General features: G+C 66.3%; 27 protein-coding genes. 1 reads left to right on the forward strand and 26 read right to left on the reverse strand.

Features of this window, described 5'->3' with window-relative positions; translation table 11 throughout:
- The first annotated feature begins 24 nt into the window (after positions 1 to 24).
- The gene (locus IG54_RS0114175) at positions 25 to 891 is read left to right on the forward strand and encodes a hypothetical protein (RefSeq protein WP_030782517.1); all 867 of its coding nucleotides are present in this window, start codon (positions 25 to 27) and stop codon (positions 889 to 891) included.
- A 31-nt stretch (positions 892 to 922) separates the two neighbouring features.
- On the opposite strand, the gene truA is transcribed toward IG54_RS0114175, so the two are convergent.
- The 26 genes from truA to rpsS form a co-directional block, all read right to left on the reverse strand.
- Positions 923 to 1,777, reverse strand: coding sequence for a tRNA pseudouridine(38-40) synthase TruA (gene truA, locus IG54_RS0114180; protein WP_030782520.1), 855 nt, complete (start codon positions 1,775 to 1,777; stop codon positions 923 to 925).
- Positions 1,778 to 1,858: 81 nt separating this feature from the next.
- The gene (gene rplQ, locus IG54_RS0114185; protein ID WP_030782522.1) at positions 1,859 to 2,347 is read right to left on the reverse strand and encodes a 50S ribosomal protein L17; all 489 of its coding nucleotides are present in this window, start codon (positions 2,345 to 2,347) and stop codon (positions 1,859 to 1,861) included.
- A gap of 112 nt (positions 2,348 to 2,459) precedes the next feature.
- Entirely contained in the window at positions 2,460 to 3,482 is a 1,023-nt protein-coding gene (locus IG54_RS0114190; RefSeq protein ID WP_016645160.1) for a DNA-directed RNA polymerase subunit alpha, read from the reverse strand.
- Positions 3,483 to 3,604: 122 nt separating this feature from the next.
- The gene (gene rpsK, locus IG54_RS0114195; RefSeq protein WP_003948617.1) at positions 3,605 to 4,009 is read right to left on the reverse strand and encodes a 30S ribosomal protein S11; all 405 of its coding nucleotides are present in this window, start codon (positions 4,007 to 4,009) and stop codon (positions 3,605 to 3,607) included.
- A gap of 65 nt (positions 4,010 to 4,074) precedes the next feature.
- Positions 4,075 to 4,455: a 30S ribosomal protein S13 gene (rpsM, locus tag IG54_RS0114200; RefSeq protein WP_030782528.1), complete on the reverse strand. Its 381-nt coding sequence runs from the start codon at positions 4,453 to 4,455 to the stop codon at positions 4,075 to 4,077.
- A 190-nt stretch (positions 4,456 to 4,645) separates the two neighbouring features.
- Positions 4,646 to 4,759, reverse strand: a complete 114-nt coding sequence (gene rpmJ / locus IG54_RS0114205; protein WP_003974245.1) for a 50S ribosomal protein L36 — start codon at positions 4,757 to 4,759, stop codon at positions 4,646 to 4,648.
- A 58-nt stretch (positions 4,760 to 4,817) separates the two neighbouring features.
- Positions 4,818 to 5,039: a translation initiation factor IF-1 gene (gene infA / locus IG54_RS0114210; RefSeq protein ID WP_003948620.1), complete on the reverse strand. Its 222-nt coding sequence runs from the start codon at positions 5,037 to 5,039 to the stop codon at positions 4,818 to 4,820.
- 280 nt (positions 5,040 to 5,319) lie between these two features.
- Positions 5,320 to 6,156 carry a type I methionyl aminopeptidase gene (gene map / locus IG54_RS0114215; protein WP_030782531.1) on the reverse strand — a complete coding sequence of 279 codons (837 nt, stop codon included), beginning with the start codon at positions 6,154 to 6,156 and terminating at the stop codon, positions 5,320 to 5,322.
- Between the two features lie 124 nt (positions 6,157 to 6,280).
- Positions 6,281 to 6,934: an adenylate kinase gene (locus IG54_RS0114220; RefSeq protein ID WP_030782534.1), complete on the reverse strand. Its 654-nt coding sequence runs from the start codon at positions 6,932 to 6,934 to the stop codon at positions 6,281 to 6,283.
- Complete coding sequence (gene secY, locus IG54_RS0114225) at positions 6,934 to 8,247, reverse strand: preprotein translocase subunit SecY (RefSeq protein ID WP_030782537.1); 1,314 nt, start codon at positions 8,245 to 8,247, stop codon at positions 6,934 to 6,936. The genes IG54_RS0114220 and secY overlap by 1 nt, the downstream gene beginning before the upstream one ends.
- 225 nt (positions 8,248 to 8,472) lie before the next feature.
- Complete coding sequence (rplO, locus tag IG54_RS0114230) at positions 8,473 to 8,928, reverse strand: 50S ribosomal protein L15 (protein WP_030782540.1); 456 nt, start codon at positions 8,926 to 8,928, stop codon at positions 8,473 to 8,475.
- Between the two features lies 1 nt (position 8,929).
- Positions 8,930 to 9,112 (reverse strand): 50S ribosomal protein L30, encoded by a 183-nt coding sequence (gene rpmD, locus IG54_RS0114235; protein ID WP_005481207.1) that lies wholly within the window; start codon positions 9,110 to 9,112, stop codon positions 8,930 to 8,932.
- Positions 9,112 to 9,720, reverse strand: coding sequence for a 30S ribosomal protein S5 (rpsE, locus tag IG54_RS0114240; protein WP_007384078.1), 609 nt, complete (start codon positions 9,718 to 9,720; stop codon positions 9,112 to 9,114). The genes rpmD and rpsE overlap by 1 nt, the downstream gene beginning before the upstream one ends.
- Positions 9,721 to 9,788: 68 nt before the next feature.
- The gene (gene rplR / locus IG54_RS0114245) at positions 9,789 to 10,172 is read right to left on the reverse strand and encodes a 50S ribosomal protein L18 (RefSeq protein WP_030782545.1); all 384 of its coding nucleotides are present in this window, start codon (positions 10,170 to 10,172) and stop codon (positions 9,789 to 9,791) included.
- 3 nt (positions 10,173 to 10,175) lie between these two features.
- Positions 10,176 to 10,715 carry a 50S ribosomal protein L6 gene (gene rplF / locus IG54_RS0114250; protein ID WP_030782548.1) on the reverse strand — a complete coding sequence of 180 codons (540 nt, stop codon included), beginning with the start codon at positions 10,713 to 10,715 and terminating at the stop codon, positions 10,176 to 10,178.
- 21 nt (positions 10,716 to 10,736) lie between these two features.
- Complete coding sequence (rpsH, locus tag IG54_RS0114255; protein ID WP_018528360.1) at positions 10,737 to 11,135, reverse strand: 30S ribosomal protein S8; 399 nt, start codon at positions 11,133 to 11,135, stop codon at positions 10,737 to 10,739.
- Positions 11,136 to 11,355: 220 nt separating this feature from the next.
- Positions 11,356 to 11,541 carry a type Z 30S ribosomal protein S14 gene (locus IG54_RS0114260; protein ID WP_003956452.1) on the reverse strand — a complete coding sequence of 62 codons (186 nt, stop codon included), beginning with the start codon at positions 11,539 to 11,541 and terminating at the stop codon, positions 11,356 to 11,358.
- A gap of 5 nt (positions 11,542 to 11,546) precedes the next feature.
- Positions 11,547 to 12,104, reverse strand: a complete 558-nt coding sequence (gene rplE, locus IG54_RS0114265) for a 50S ribosomal protein L5 (RefSeq protein ID WP_030782553.1) — start codon at positions 12,102 to 12,104, stop codon at positions 11,547 to 11,549.
- A complete protein-coding gene (rplX, locus tag IG54_RS0114270) occupies positions 12,104 to 12,427 on the reverse strand; it encodes a 50S ribosomal protein L24 (protein WP_030685463.1) in 324 nt (107 codons plus the stop codon). The genes rplE and rplX overlap by 1 nt, the downstream gene beginning before the upstream one ends.
- 2 nt (positions 12,428 to 12,429) lie before the next feature.
- Positions 12,430 to 12,798 (reverse strand): 50S ribosomal protein L14, encoded by a 369-nt coding sequence (gene rplN, locus IG54_RS0114275; RefSeq protein ID WP_003974257.1) that lies wholly within the window; start codon positions 12,796 to 12,798, stop codon positions 12,430 to 12,432.
- A 97-nt stretch (positions 12,799 to 12,895) separates the two neighbouring features.
- Entirely contained in the window at positions 12,896 to 13,180 is a 285-nt protein-coding gene (rpsQ, locus tag IG54_RS0114280; protein ID WP_030782556.1) for a 30S ribosomal protein S17, read from the reverse strand.
- On the reverse strand, positions 13,180 to 13,404 hold the full coding sequence (gene rpmC / locus IG54_RS0114285; RefSeq protein ID WP_030782559.1) for a 50S ribosomal protein L29: 225 nt from the start codon (positions 13,402 to 13,404) through the stop codon (positions 13,180 to 13,182). The genes rpsQ and rpmC overlap by 1 nt, the downstream gene beginning before the upstream one ends.
- On the reverse strand, positions 13,404 to 13,823 hold the full coding sequence (gene rplP / locus IG54_RS0114290; RefSeq protein WP_030782563.1) for a 50S ribosomal protein L16: 420 nt from the start codon (positions 13,821 to 13,823) through the stop codon (positions 13,404 to 13,406). The genes rpmC and rplP overlap by 1 nt, the downstream gene beginning before the upstream one ends.
- A 5-nt stretch (positions 13,824 to 13,828) precedes the next feature.
- Positions 13,829 to 14,671, reverse strand: coding sequence for a 30S ribosomal protein S3 (gene rpsC, locus IG54_RS0114295; protein ID WP_030782566.1), 843 nt, complete (start codon positions 14,669 to 14,671; stop codon positions 13,829 to 13,831).
- Positions 14,671 to 15,018, reverse strand: a complete 348-nt coding sequence (gene rplV, locus IG54_RS0114300; protein WP_004571827.1) for a 50S ribosomal protein L22 — start codon at positions 15,016 to 15,018, stop codon at positions 14,671 to 14,673. Before rplV ends, rpsC begins: the two co-directional genes overlap by 1 nt.
- Positions 15,019 to 15,060: 42 nt before the next feature.
- The gene (gene rpsS / locus IG54_RS0114305; RefSeq protein ID WP_030782571.1) at positions 15,061 to 15,342 is read right to left on the reverse strand and encodes a 30S ribosomal protein S19; all 282 of its coding nucleotides are present in this window, start codon (positions 15,340 to 15,342) and stop codon (positions 15,061 to 15,063) included.
- Positions 15,343 to 15,349 lie beyond the last annotated feature (7 nt).

Below are 15,349 nucleotides of genomic sequence, written 5' to 3' on the forward strand. Positions count from 1 at the left end.
AACTCCCCGTCTAAGATGCGCCCCATGAGCTTTGGGCAAGGGGGACCTCAGTGGGGTCCGGGCGGAACGGGCGGGCCCGGCGGCGGGCCCACGCCCGACTGGGCGGCACTCGCCGAGGCCTCCGAGGCGCGCGCCCGGCGCCGCAAATGGCTGATGATCGGCGGCGGCGCGCTCGCCACGGTCGGCATCGCGGCGGCCGTGGCGCTCACCGTCGTCTCCGCGAACAGCGATGACGCCTCCGCCTCGAACAAGCCCGCGAGCGAGCTGCCGGCGACGGCGGACATCCCCGGGGCGAGCGAGAACCCCGGCCCGACCTTCAAGCCGACCACGCCGCCGCCCCCGCCGGATCCCAAGGACTTCATCTCCAGCGCCAAGAAGGACAAGGCGCCGCTCACCCCCGAGGGCCTCTTCCCCGGAAAGACGTTCACCTCGGGTGAGACCGTCTACAAGAAGGGCACCACGGACAGCACCAAGCAGTGCGCGTCCGTCACCCAGCCCGCCCTCGGCGCGATCCTCACCAAGAACGACTGCACGCGCCTGATCCGCGTCAGCTACGTCAAGGGCGCCCTCGCGGTCACCATCGGCGTCGCCGTCTTCGACACCTCGGGCGAGGCGGCGAAGGTCAAGGAGCAGGTGAGCAAGGGCCTGGTCACAGCGTTGCCCGGCAAGGGCGTGCCGGGTTTCTGCCAGACGGGCGTATGCCGCGGGACGTACAACGCGTACGGCCGCTACGCCTACTTCACCACCACCGGCTACACCAGCGGCAAGAACGTGACGACCGGCGACCGCAAGGCCTACGCCGTCGGCGACACCATGGCCCGCTTCGCCTTCCAGCGGATCACCCAGCGCGGCCAGGCCCAGGCGTCGGCCGCGGCGGCAGCCCCCGAGTAGCCGGGCGGCCCATGGGTCCGGCGGCCGGGGCTCAGCAGCATCCGGCGCCGGGCAGCGTCCGCTTGTTGCGCGCCTCCTTGCTGCGCGCGGCGAGCAGCTCGTCGGCGGGGTAGCCGACCTCCTCCAGCGTGAGTCCGTGCGGCCGCACGACATGCACGGCGGAGTCCCGCACGCCCGCTTCGAGGACCTTCCCCGGCCACTCCACGGGCCGGTGCCCGTCGCCCACGAACAGCATGGCGCCGACCAGGGACCGCACCATGTTGTGGCAGAAGGCGTCGGCCCGCACGGTCGCTTCGAGGATCCCGTCGGGCCGCCGCTCCCACCGCAGCTCCTGGAGCGTACGAATGGTGGTGGCCCCCTCGCGCCGCTTGCAGTAGGCGGCGAAGTCGTGCTCGCCGATCAGCCGCTCGGCGGCGGCGTTCATGGCGTCGAGGTCCAACTCCCAGTCGTGCCACAGCACATGACCGCGCAGCAGTGGATCGACGCCACCGGGGTGGTCGGTCACGCGGTACGCGTACCGCCGCCACACGGCGGAGAACCGCGCGTTGAAACCGGCGGGCGCCTCGGCGACCTTCCACACCCGCACATCGTGCGACAGCCGCCCGGCGAGCCGCCGCAGCAGCTTCTCGCGGTGCTCCTCCCACACGCTCTCGGGCAGGTCGACGTGCGCGACCTGCCCCCGCGCGTGGACCCCGCTGTCGGTCCGCCCCGCGACGGTCAGCTCGTACGTCTCCTGCGACCGCGTCACGGTCCGCAGCGCGGCCTCGATCTCGCCCTGGACGGTCCGCTGCCCGTCCCGCTGCTTGGCCCAGCCGGAGAAGTCCTTGCCGTCGTACGACAGATCCAGTCGCACCCGCACGAACCCGGGCCCTGCTTCGTCACTCACTCGTGGTTCCTCTCAGGCAACAAAAAGCGGGCCCACCCCCGGCAAGGGGCGGACCCGCGACGCCCTGAAGGGGCAGAACGCTTACGCGTCCTTCGACTCCTCGGCAGCCTCGTCGGACTTGGCCTCGACGGCCTCGTCCTTCTTGAGGGAGTCTTCCTTGACCGCGCGCTTGGTCGCGGCCTCGGCCTCACCGGTGGCCTCCTGGGCCACGGTCAGGGCCTCCACCAGCTCGATGACCGCCATGGGCGCGTTGTCGCCGCGACGGTTACCGATCTTGGTGATACGGGTGTAGCCACCCGGGCGGTTCTCGTAGCGCGGGCCGATCTCCGTGAAGAGCGTGTGCACGATGCTCTTGTCGGTGATGACGGACAGCACCTGGCGGCGGTTGTGAAGGTCACCCTTCTTCGCCTTGGTGACCAGACGCTCCGCGTACGGGCGCAGGCGACGGGCCTTCGCCTCGGTGGTGGTGATGCGGCCGTACTCGAAGAGCTGCTTGGCGAGGTTCGCCAGCAGAAGCTTCTCGTGCGCGGCGCTGCCGCCCAGACGGGCACCCTTGGTGGGCTTCGGCATGGTGTTTCTCCTTGATGTCTGCCCCGGCCGTATCAGGTACCGGGGTCAGTGGCCGCGCCCCGACAGGGGCGCGGGGAACTGCGCGACCGGCCCGAGCCGGTCCGCAGAGAATTTAGTACTGCTCGGTCTCGACGAACCCGGCGTCGGCGTCGTCGTCGGCGCCGAAGGCGTCCGCGGCGGCGGTCGGGTCGAACCCGGGAGGCGAGTCCTTCAGCGCGAGGCCCATGCCATTGAGCTTCATCTTGACCTCGTCGATCGACTTCGCACCGAAGTTGCGAATGTCGAGCAGGTCCGCCTCGGAGCGGGCGACAAGCTCGCCCACCGAGTGGATGCCCTCACGCTTGAGGCAGTTGTACGACCGGACGGTCAGCTCAAGCTCTTCGATCGGCAGCGCCAGGTCGGCGGCGAGGGCGGCGTCCGTCGGGGACGGGCCCATGTCGATGCCCTCGGCGTCGATGTTCAGCTCGCGGGCGAGACCGAACAGCTCGACCAGGGTCTTGCCGGCGGACGCCATGGCGTCGCGCGGCCGCATGGCCTGCTTGGTCTCGACGTCGACGATCAGCTTGTCGAAGTCGGTGCGCTGCTCGACACGGGTCGCCTCGACCTTGTACGTGACCTTGAGCACCGGCGAGTAGATCGAGTCGACCGGGATACGGCCGATCTCCTGGCCGACCTGCTTGTTCTGCACGGCGGAGACGTAACCGCGACCGCGCTCGACGGTCAGCTCCATCTCCAGCTTGCCCTTGCCGTTGAGCGTGGCGAGGACGAGGTCGGGGTTGTGCACCTCGACACCGGCCGGGGGCGCGATGTCAGCGGCGGTGACCAGACCCGGACCCTGCTTGCGCAGGTACATCACGACGGGCTCGTCGTGCTCGGACGACACGACCAGCTGCTTGATGTTCAGGATGAGGTCGGTGACGTCCTCCTTGACGCCCGGCACGGTGGTGAACTCGTGCAGGACACCGTCGATGCGGATGGACGTGACGGCCGCACCCGGGATCGAGGAGAGGAGCGTACGACGCAGGGAGTTGCCGAGGGTGTAGCCGAAGCCCGGCTCCAGCGGCTCGATCACGAACCGCGAGCGGAACTCGTCGACGACCTCTTCGGTCAGCGACGGGCGCTGAGCAATAAGCATGAAGGAATCCTTCAGTCAGGGGCACCCACTATTTGATGCCCTGAGATGTTTCAAGGGTACGGGCGGCACGCCTCCGAAGAGCCGTACCGCCCGAATCCAGGTAAAGCTAAGACAACCGTGCGTCAGACGCGGCGGCGCTTGGGCGGACGGCAGCCGTTGTGCGGCGTGGGCGTCACGTCCTGGATCGAGCCGACCTCAAGGCCGGTCGCCTGGAGCGAACGGATGGCGGTCTCACGACCGGAACCCGGGCCCTTGACGAAGACGTCGACCTTGCGCATGCCGTGCTCCTGCGCGCGACGGGCAGCCGACTCGGCGGCCATCTGCGCGGCGAACGGCGTGGACTTGCGCGAGCCCTTGAAGCCGACGTGGCCGGCGGAGGCCCACGAGATCACGTTGCCGGTCGGGTCCGTGATGGACACGATCGTGTTGTTGAACGTGCTCTTGATGTGAGCGTGCCCGTGGGCAACGTTCTTCTTTTCCTTGCGGCGCACCTTCTTGGCAGCGCCCTGACGACCCTTGGGGGGCATCTATAACTCCTACGGGAGGTGGTCGGTCCTACAGCGACAGCTGTCAATAGACCGCTGAGCGAGGACTACTTCTTGCCCGGCTTCTTCTTACCGGCGATGGCGCGACGCGGGCCCTTGCGGGTGCGGGCGTTGGTGCTGGTGCGCTGACCGCGGACGGGCAGGCCACGACGGTGACGCAGACCCTGGTAGCAACCGATCTCGACCTTGCGGCGGATGTCGGCCTGGATCTCGCGACGGAGGTCACCCTCGGTCTTGATGTTGGCGTCCACGTACTCGCGGATCTTGACGAGGTCTTCCTCGGTCAGATCGCGGACGCGGGTGTTGCGGTCCACCTCGGTGGCGTCCAGCGTCTGCTGGGCCAGCGTGCGGCCGATGCCGAACACGTAGGTGAGGGCAACCTCGATGCGCTTTTCGCGCGGGAGGTCAACGCCTTCAACGCGTGCCATTCATGGCTCCTGTTGATTCTTCGGAGGTCTTCAGCAGTACCACTCCCAGCGGCCGTATGAGGTACCTACTGGGTCCCCGGCCTCCGACCGGGGGTGTCGCCCTCCATTACCTGAATGGAACTGAAGAGGGACGGGTCCTGCGTATCTACTTACGTGCGTCGCGCGAAAATCTGCGAACGGCAGTTGTGCGTCAGCCCTGGCGCTGCTTGTGGCGCGGGTTGTCGCAGATGACCATGACCCGGCCGTGACGGCGGATCACCCTGCACTTGTCGCAGATCTTCTTGACGCTCGGCTTGACCTTCATTGGGTGAGGTTCTCCGGGTCAGTGCCACCACCCCGCCGGAACGGGGTGCGGGCAAGATCTACTTGTACCGGTAGACGATCCGGCCACGCGTCAGGTCGTACGGAGACAGCTCCACCACGACCCGGTCGTCAGGGAGGATACGGATGTAGTGCATACGCATCTTGCCGCTGATGTGTGCCAGGACCTGGTGGCCGTTCTGGAGCTCCACCTTGAACATGGCGTTCGGAAGAGACTCGACGACAGTGCCTTCGATCTCGATGGCACCTTGCTTCTTGGCCACGCTTCGCCCTTCGAATCGACTACCTTGATCGACTTCATGCTCCGTATGCAGACACACGGATGCACGAGAGCCGACGCGTCAGTCTACGTCAGTGCACTCGGAAAGACGAATCGAGAAAGTCTGCCCCATGCCGTAGATCCTTAAGCAACCGGCTGGCCGACCGGCGCCGCATGGCGCACCGACTGCTGTGGGCAGGCGTGCCGCAGGGCGGCACGGGTGGGCACAGCCAACGGCGCCGCCCGCGAGAACCAAGGCTCCCGCCCCGGCGCAGCCGGACGGCTCAGCCCAGCGGGTCCGGCGCCGGGGTTACCCCGTACGCCGCGAGGCGCTCACGCCCGCAGTCGGGAGCCGTCAGGACGAGCGGGCCCTCCTCCGTGAGGGCCACCGAGTGCTCCCAGTGCGAGGACCAGGTGCCGTCGGTCGTGATGACCGTCCAGTCGTCCTCCAGGACCTCCGTGCGCGGGGTGCCCAGCGAGACCATCGGCTCGATCGCGAGGCAGAAGCCGGGGACCAGCTTGGGGCCCTTGCCGCGGCGGCGCTCGACGTAGTTCAGGAGGTGCGGGTCCATGTGCATCTCGGTGCCGATGCCGTGACCGCCGTAGTCCTCGACGATCCCGTACTTGCCGCCGCCCGGCTTCGGCTGGCGGCGGATGTACGTCTCGATGGCACGGGAGATGTCGACGAGGCGGTTGCCCTGCTTCATCGCCGCGATGCCGGCCCACATCGACTCCTCGGTCACCCGGGACAGCTCCACCAGCTCAGGAGCGTGCCCGGTGCCGACGAACGCGGTGTAGGCCGCGTCACCGTGCCAGCCGTCGATGATCGCGCCCGCGTCGATGGAGATGATGTCGCCGTCCTTGAGGACGGTCTTGTCATCCGGGATGCCGTGCACGACGACCTCGTTGACCGAGGTGCAGATCGTCGCGGGGAAGCCGCCGTACCCCAGGAAGTTGGACTTCGCGCCGTGCTCGGCGATCACCTTGCGCGCGACGTCGTCGAGATCCTTCGTGGTGGCGCCGGGCACCGCGGCCTCACGGGTCGCGGCGTGAATCGCGGCGACGACAAGGCCCGCCTCACGCATCTTCGCGATCTGCTCGGGGGTCTTGATCTGCACCATGGGGCTTCCGCTCTCCGTCATCCGTCCAACAACCGGCCGCGTACGAACCGTCTACGTACACAACAGTACGGCCGCGGTCCCCCGAAGGGCACCGCGGCCGAAACAGCGTACTGGTTACTACTGGCTACTTGTCGCCCTTGAGCGCGTCCATCGCGCGCTCGGTGACCTCGTCCACCTTGCCGAGCGCCGAGATCGTGACGACCAGACCCTGGGTCCGGTAGTAGTCGATGATCGGCTCGGTCTGCGTGTGGTAGACCTCGAGGCGCTTGCGGACGGTGTCCTCGCTGTCGTCCTCGCGCTGGTACAGCTCGCCGCCGCAGATGTCGCAGACACCTTCCTGCTTCGGCTGCGAGTACGTCACGTGGAAGACGTGGCTGGAGTCCTTGCGGCAGATACGGCGGCCGGCGATCCGCTTGACGACCTCGTCCTCGGGGACCTCCAGGTCCAGGACGGCGTCGAGCTTCACGTCATCGGCCTTGAGCGCCACATCCAGCGCCTCCGCCTGCGACACATTGCGCGGGAACCCGTCGAGCAGGAAACCGTGCTCGGCGTCCGGCTGCGCCATGCGGTCCTTCGCCATGCCGATCGTCACCTCGTCGGGCACGAGGTTCCCGGCGTCCATGAACGCCTTCGCCTGCTTGCCCAGCTCCGTGCCCTGGCTGATGTTGGCACGGAAGAGGTCGCCCGTGGAGATGTGCGGGATCGACAGGTTCTTGGCGAGGAACGCGGCCTGCGTTCCCTTGCCCGCACCGGGCGGCCCGACGAGGACGATTCGCATCAGCGGAGGAACCCTTCGTAATTGCGCTGCTGGAGCTGGCTCTCGATCTGCTTCACGGTTTCCAGACCCACACCCACGATGATGAGGATGCTCGTCCCGCCGAACGGGAAGTTCTGGTTGGCCCCGAAGCCCACCAACGCCATCGTCGGCACAAGAGCGATCAGACCCAGATACAGCGAACCCGGCCAGGTGATCCGGTTGAGTACGTAGCTCAGGTACTCAGCGGTCGGACGGCCAGCCCGGATGCCCGGGATGAAGCCACCATACTTCTTCATGTTGTCGGCGACTTCCTCGGGGTTGAAGGAGATCGCGACGTAGAAGAAGGCGAAGAAGACGATCAGCACGAAGTACGTGGTGATGTAAACCGGGTGGTCACCTGTGGTCAGGTTCGCGTCGATCCACTGCTTCCATCCCGAGTTGCCACCGGCGAACTTGGCGACCAGCGCCGGAATGTAGAGCAGCGAAGAGGCGAAGATCACAGGGATGATGCCCGCCTGATTCACCTTCAGCGGGATGTACGTCGACGTACCGCCGTAGGACCTGCGGCCGATCATGCGCTTCGCGTACTGAACGGGGATGCGCCGCTGCGCCTGCTCGACGAAGACCACCAGGCCGACCATGACGAGACCGACCGCGATGACGGTGCCGAACTCGATCCAGCCGTCGGCGAGCGAGCCCTCCTCCTTGATGGCCCACAGGGCGGCGGGGAAGGTCGCGGCGATCGAGATGAACATCAGGATCGACATGCCGTTGCCGATGCCGCGGTCGGTGATCAGCTCGCCGAGCCACATGACGGTGGCCGTACCGGCGGTCAGCGTGATGACCATGGTCATGGTGACGAAGATCGACTGGTCGGGGACGATCTCGCTGGCCACGGGGCAGCCCTGGAAGATGCTGCCGGTGCGGGCGGTGGCCACCAGACCCGTGCCCTGAAGGATCGCGAGCGCGATGGTCAGATAGCGCGTGTACTGCGTGATCTTCGCCGTGCCTGCCTGACCCTCCTTCTTGAGGGCCTCCAGCCGCGGGATGACCACGGTCAGCAGCTGGAGAATGATGCTCGCCGTGATGTACGGCATGATGCCGAGCGCGAAGATCGTGATCTGGAGCAGCGCGCCACCGCTCATCATGTTGACCAGGCCGAACAGACCCTGGTTCTGACTCGCGCTGTCGACGCAGGTCTGAACGTTCCGGTAGTCGACGCCGGGGATCGGCACATGCGTACCGATCCGGTAGATCACAATGATGCCAAGTGTGAAGAGCAGCTTCTTGCGCAGGTCGGGCGTCTTGAACGCCCGGGCGAACGCGGTGAGCACGGTGCCTCCTGCGACCCCCGCGCGCGTGCGCCAGAGGTGGTGGTCTTGAGGTTCGACGAATACGTATCAGTCAACAAAACCGTGCGGGCAGACCGCACGGAGCTTAGACAGTGCACGCCACCTTACCGGCGTCCGTGCCCCCCTTGGAACGACCAACCGGGGATGCCCCTTTTGTGGGGCATCCCCGGCTGGGAATCGCTCATGTCATCGACACGTCTGAGGGAATCAGACGAGTTCGGTGACGGTACCGCCCGCGGCGGTGATCTTCTCCTTGGCGGAACCGGAGACGGCGTCGACCGTCACCTGGAGCGCCACGGTGATCTCGCCCTGGCCGAGCACCTTGACGAGGCTGTTCTTGCGAACGGCACCCTTGGCGACGAGACCCTCGACGGTGACCTCGCCACCCTCCGGGTACAGCGCGCTCAGCTTGTCGAGGTTCACGACCTGGAACTCGGTCTTGAACGGGTTCCGGAAGCCCTTGAGCTTCGGGAGACGCATGTGGAGGGGCATCTGGCCACCCTCGAAGCGCTCCGGAACCTGGTAACGGGCCTTGGTGCCCTTGGTACCACGACCAGCGGTCTTACCCTTGGACGCCTCACCACGACCCACACGGGTCTTGGCGGTCTTGGCGCCCGGGGCGGGCCGGAGGTTGTGGACCTTCAGCGGGTTCTGCTCCGCCATGTCAGTCGACCTCCTCAACCGTCACGAGGTGGCGGACGGTGTGCACCATTCCGCGGAACTCGGGGCGGTCCTCCTTGACGACCTGCGTGTTGATGCCCTTGAGACCAAGGGAACGCAGGGTGTCGCGGTGGTTCTGCTTGCTGCCGATGTACGACTTCGTCTGCGTGATCTTGAGCTGTGCCATTACGCAGCACCAGCCCCGGCACGCGCCCGCAGCAGAGCCGCGGGAGCGACGTCCTCGAGGGGCAGACCACGGCGAGCCGCGATCTCCTCGGGACGCTGGAGACCCTTGAGGGCCGCCACGGTCGCGTGCACGATGTTGATCGCGTTCGACGAACCGAGCGACTTCGACAGGATGTCGTGCACACCGGCGCACTCGAGCACGGCACGCACCGGGCCACCGGCGATAACACCGGTACCGGGGGAAGCAGGCTTGAGCAGGACGACGCCCGCGGCCTTCTCGCCCGTGATCGGGTGCGGGATGGTGCCCTGGATACGGGGGACCTTGAAGAAGTGCTTCTTGGCCTCCTCAACACCCTTGGCGATGGCGGCCGGCACCTCCTTGGCCTTGCCGTAACCGACACCCACGGTGCCGTCACCATCGCCTACCACGACCAGCGCGGTGAAGCTGAAGCGACGACCACCCTTCACAACCTTGGCGACGCGGTTGATCGCGACAACGCGCTCAACGTACGCGGTCTTCTCGGCGGCAGCAGCGCCACCGTCGCGACCCTTCCGGTCCCGCCGCTCGCCGCCACCGGCACCGCCACCGCGGCGCTGGGGTCCAGCCATTGGAATTACCTCTCTCTGTTTCCGCTAGCTACGCAGCATCAATGAGTCACTGCGCGAACGGGCAGGACTCAGAACTTGAGTCCGGCTTCGCGGGCGGCGTCCGCCAGGGCGGCGATGCGCCCGGCGTACTGGTTACCACCACGGTCGAACACGACAGTCTCGACACCGGCTGCCTTGGCGCGCTCGGCGACCAGGGCGCCGACCGACTTGGCCTGCGCGGACTTGTCGCCCTCGCCGCCGCGGATCGTGGTGTCCAGGGTCGACGCCGACGCAAGGGTGTGACCCTTGATGTCGTCGATGACCTGGGCCACGATGTGGCGGTTGGAGCGCGTCACGACCAGGCGCGGACGCTCAGCCGTACCCGAGATGTGCTTACGGATGCGGATGTGACGACGCTTGATGGCAGCACGCTTGTAAGCGTCGCCCTTAGCAATCTTGACACCGTATGCCATGGCTTACTTACCCGCCTTTCCGACCTTGCGGCGGATGACTTCGCCTTCGTACTTGACGCCCTTGGCCTTGTACGGGTCGGGCTTGCGCAGCTTGCGGATGTTGGCCGCAACCTCGCCGACCTTCTGCTTGTCGATGCCCTCGACCGAGAACTTGGTCGCCGATTCGACCTTGAAGGAGATGCCCTCGGGCGCCTCGATCAGGATCGGGTGGCTGTAGCCGAGCGAGAACTCCAGGTTGGAGCCCTTCGCCAGGACGCGGTAACCGACACCGCTGATTTCGAGCTTCTTCACGTAACCCTGGGTCACGCCGGTGATCATGTTCGCCACCAGCGTGCGGGACAGGCCGTGCAGGGCCTTGTTCTGACGCTCGTCGTTCGGGCGGGTGACGTTCAGGACGCCGTCCTCACCCTTAGCGATCTCGATCGGCGCGACGATGGTGTGGCTCAGGGAACCCTTGGGGCCCTTGACCGCGACCGTCTGGCCGTCGATGGTGACGTCCACGCCGGCGGGAACCGTGATGGGGAGCTTGCCAATACGCGACATTAGCTATTCCTCCGTTCCCGACTACCAGACGTAGGCGAGGACTTCCCCACCTACGCCCTTCTTGCCTGCCTGCTGGCCGGTGAGCAGACCGTGGGACGTGGAGATGATCGCCACGCCCAGGCCGCCGAGCACCTTCGGCAGGTTGGTGGACTTCGCGTAAACCCGGAGACCGGGCTTGGAGATCCGCTTGATGCCCGCGATGGAGCGCTCACGGTTCGGGCCGAACTTCAGCTCGAGAACGAGGTTCTTGCCAACCTCGGCGTCCTCGACCTTCCAGCCCGTGATGAAGCCCTCCTGCTGGAGGATCTCCGCGATGTGAGACTTGATCTTGCTGTGCGGCATCGCCACGGTGTCGTGGTACGCCGAGTTCGCGTTACGCAGACGAGTCAGCATGTCCGCGATCGGATCAGTCATGGTCATGAATTGGCCTTCGGCCTCTCTCGCCGGGGTTTCCTATCTGCGCCATCCCTCTCCCCACTCAGAGGCGGGACGGGTGCGGCGCGGGGACCTACGGCGTAGTAAGTCGGTCAGGGCGGCAGACGCCCAACCCTCCTAGCCTAAGCCATGGAGGGGAGGACCTCTGCCGACCCTTTACTTACCGAGAGATCCAGGAGTCCTTAAAAACCCTTGAAGGGCAGGACTACCAGGAGCTCTTGGTCACGCCCGGCAGCTCGCCACGGTGAGCCATCTCACGAAGGCACACGCGGCACAGGCCGAACTTGCGGTAGACGGAGTGCGGACGGCCGCAGCGCTGGCAGCGGGTGTACGCACGCACACCGAACTTGGGCTTACGAGCAGCCTTGGCAATCAGAGCCTTCTTCGCCATCTCGCTTACGCCTCCTTGAACGGGAAGCCGAGGTGACGAAGGAGGGCACGGCCCTCGTCGTCGTTGGTCGCCGTGGTGACCACGGTGATGTCCATACCCCGGACGCGGTCGATCTTGTCCTGGTCGATCTCGTGGAACATGACCTGCTCCGTGAGACCGAAGGTGTAGTTGCCACGGCCGTCGAACTGCTTGGGGGACAGACCACGGAAGTCGCGGATGCGCGGCAGCGCGAGCGACAGGGTGCGGTCCAGGAACTCCCACATGCGGTCGCCACGGAGCGTGACGTGGCAGCCGATCGGCTGGCCCTCGCGCAGCTTGAACTGCGCGATGGACTTCCGGGCCTTCGTCACGGCCGGCTTCTGGCCGGTGATCGTGGTCAGGTCGCGGATGGCGCCGTCGATCAGCTTCGAGTCACGGGCGGCGTCGCCGACACCCATGTTCACCACGATCTTGACCAGGCCGGGGATCTGCATGACGTTCTCGTACGAGAACTCCTCACGCAGCTTGCCCGTGATCTCCTCGCGGTACTTCGTCTTGAGACGCGGAGTGGTGGTGGTCGTCATCAGATGTCCTCACCCGTCCGCTTGGCAACGCGGATCTTGTTGCCCTCGTCGTCGAAGCGGTAACCGACGCGCGTGACAACCTTGTTGCCGTCCTTCTCCACGACCAGCTGGACGTTGGAGACGTGGACGGGGGCCTCGGTGGTCACGATGCCGCCGGCCTGCGAGCCGCTGGCGGTCGGGCCGGCCTTCGTGTGCTTCTTGACCCGGTTGACACCCTCGACCAGGACGCGCTCCTCGCGCGGGTAAGCGGCAATGACCTTGCCCTGCTTGCCCTTGTCCTTACCGGTGATGACCTGGACCAGGTCGCCCTTCTTGATCTTCATGCTTACAGCACCTCCGGCGCGAGCGAGATGATCTTCATGAACTTCTTCTCGCGCAGCTCACGGCCGACGGGGCCGAAGATACGGGTGCCGCGAGGGTCGCCGTCGTTCTTCAGAATGACGGCGGCGTTCTCGTCGAAGCGGATGTACGAGCCGTCCGGACGGCGGCGCTCCTTGACGGTGCGAACGATGACCGCCTTGACGACGTCACCCTTCTTCACGTTGCCACCGGGGATCGCGTCCTTGACGGTGGCGACGATGACGTCACCGATGCCCGCGTAGCGGCGACCCGAGCCACCGAGAACACGGATGGTGAGAATTTCCTTCGCACCCGTGTTGTCGGCGACGCGCAGTCGCGACTCCTGCTGGATCACGTCTATCTCCTGATTGTCTGCCGGTTCCCCCGGGGCAGTTCAGTGAACTGCCCCGGGAGCCTGGCGGAACGAACTCCTAGGGATACCCCTGGGAGAATTACTTGGCCTTCTCGAGGATCTCGACGATGCGCCAGCGCTTGGTCGCCGACAGCGGACGCGTCTCCATCAGGAGGACGCGGTCGCCGACGCCGGCAGCGTTCTGCTCGTCGTGGGCCTTGAGCTTGTTCGTACGGCGGATGACCTTGCCGTACAGCGCGTGCTTCACACGGTCCTCGACGGCGACGACGACGGTCTTGTCCATCTTGTCGCTGACGACCAGACCCTCGCGGGTCTTGCGGAATCCGCGGGTCTCGGTGTTCTCAGTCACGTTGTTCTCGCTCATCAGGCGCTCTCCACCGTCTCGATGCCCAGCTCGCGCTCACGCATCAGGGTGTAGATCCGCGCGATGTCCTTACGGACGGCCTTGAGCCGGCCGTGGTTCTCGAGCTGGCCCGTCGCCGCCTGGAAGCGGAGGTTGAACAGCTCTTCCTTGGCTTCGCGGAGCTTGTTGACAAGCTCCTCGTCGCCCAGATCGCGCAGCTCGGAAGCCTTGGTACCGGCCGACATCACGACTCACCTGCCTCGCGCCGGACGATGCGGCACTTCATCGGAAGCTTGTGAGCAGCGCGGGTGAGCGCCTCACGAGCAATCTTCTCGTTCGGGTAGGACAGCTCGAACATCACCCGACCCGGGTGAACGTTCGCGACCCACCACTCGGGCGAACCCTTACCGGAACCCATGCGGGTCTCGGCAGGCTTCTTGGTCAGCGGGCGGTCCGGGTAGATGTTGATCCAGACCTTGCCGCCACGCTTGATGTGGCGGGTCATCGCGATACGAGCCGCCTCGATCTGGCGGTTGGTCACGTACGCCGGCGTGAGGGCCTGAATGCCGTACTCGCCGAACGCAACCGTCGTACCGCCCTTGGCCTGACCACGGCGCTTCGGGTGGTGCTGCTTGCGGTGCTTGACCCTACGGGGGATCAGCATTTCGGTCAGGCCTCCGTTCCGGTGCTCTCAGCAGCCGGAGCAGCGGCGGCGGGAGCGTCGGCCTTGGGGGCCTCGGCAGCCGGCGCGGACTGCTGCTGCGGCTTGCGGCCGCGGCCGCCACGCTCGCCACCACGGCCACCACGGGCCGGGCGGTCGTTGCCGCCGCCACGCGCCGGGCGGTTACCCGCACGGGCAGCGGCGTTCTCGGCGCGGACCTCGGCGATGTTCTTGACGTCGCCCTTGTAGATCCAGACCTTCACGCCGATGCGGCCGAAGGTCGTCTTGGCCTCGAAGAAGCCGTAGTCGACGTTGGCGCGGAGCGTGTGCAGGGGCACGCGGCCCTCGCGGTAGAACTCCGAGCGCGACATCTCGGCGCCGCCGAGACGGCCACCACACTGGATCTTGATGCCCTTGGCGCCGGCCTTCATCGCCGACTGCATGCTCTTACGCATGGCGCGACGGAAGGAGACGCGGGAGGACAGCTGCTCCGCCACGGCCTGGGCCACGAGCTGAGCGTCGACCTCGGGGTTCTTGACCTCGAGGATGTTCAGCTGGACCTGCTTGCCCGTGAGCTTCTCGAGGTCACCGCGGATGCGGTCGGCCTCGGCGCCACGGCGGCCGATGACGATGCCGGGACGAGCGGTGTGGATGTCCACACGCACGCGGTCACGGGTGCGCTCGATCTCAACCTTCGAGATGCCGGCGCGCTCCATGCCGGACGTCATCATCCGACGGATGGCGACGTCTTCCTTGACGTAGTCCTTGTACAGCTTGTCGGCGTACCAACGCGACTTGAAGTCGGTCGTGACACCGAGCCGGAACCCGTGCGGGTTTACCTTCTGGCCCATTACCGGGTTCCTTCCTTGCTGCTGACGACCACGGTGATGTGGCTGGTCCGCTTACGGATCCGGTAGGCACGGCCCTGAGCACGCGGACGGAACCGCTTCAGGGTCGGGCCCTCATCCACGTACGCCTCGCTGATGACCAGCGAAGAGGCGTCGGTGTGGTCGTAGTTGTGCGCGGCGTTGGCAATGGCGCTGTCCAGCACCTTGCCGACCGGCACGCTCGCGGCCTGCGGGGCGAAACGCAGGACCGCCTGAGCCTCCGTGGCATCCATGCCACGGATGAGGTCCACCACGCGGCGGGCCTTCATGGGCGTGACGCGGATGTACCGCGCCTGGGCCCTGGCTTCCATGGTTGTCCCTTCGGTGTTAGTCATAGTCGATTCCACCCCGCCTTAGCGGCGCTTCGACTTCCGGTCGTCCTTGACGTGACCCCGGAAGGTGCGCGTCGGCGAGAACTCGCCGAGCTTGTGGCCGACCATCGACTCGGTGACGAACACCGGGATGTGGGTCTTGCCGTTGTGCACCGCGATCGTGTGGCCCAGCATGCTGGGGATGATCATCGAGCGACGGGACCAGGTCTTGATGACGTTCTTGGTGCCGGCTTCGTTCTGGGCGTCCACCTTCTTTACGAGGTGGTCGTCGACGAAGGGCCCCTTCTTGAGACTGCGCGGCATCTAAACC

This window comes from Streptomyces sp. NRRL S-920 (assembly GCF_000717945.1).
In the GTDB taxonomy this organism is placed as follows: Bacteria; Actinomycetota; Actinomycetes; order Streptomycetales; family Streptomycetaceae; genus Streptomyces; species Streptomyces alboniger.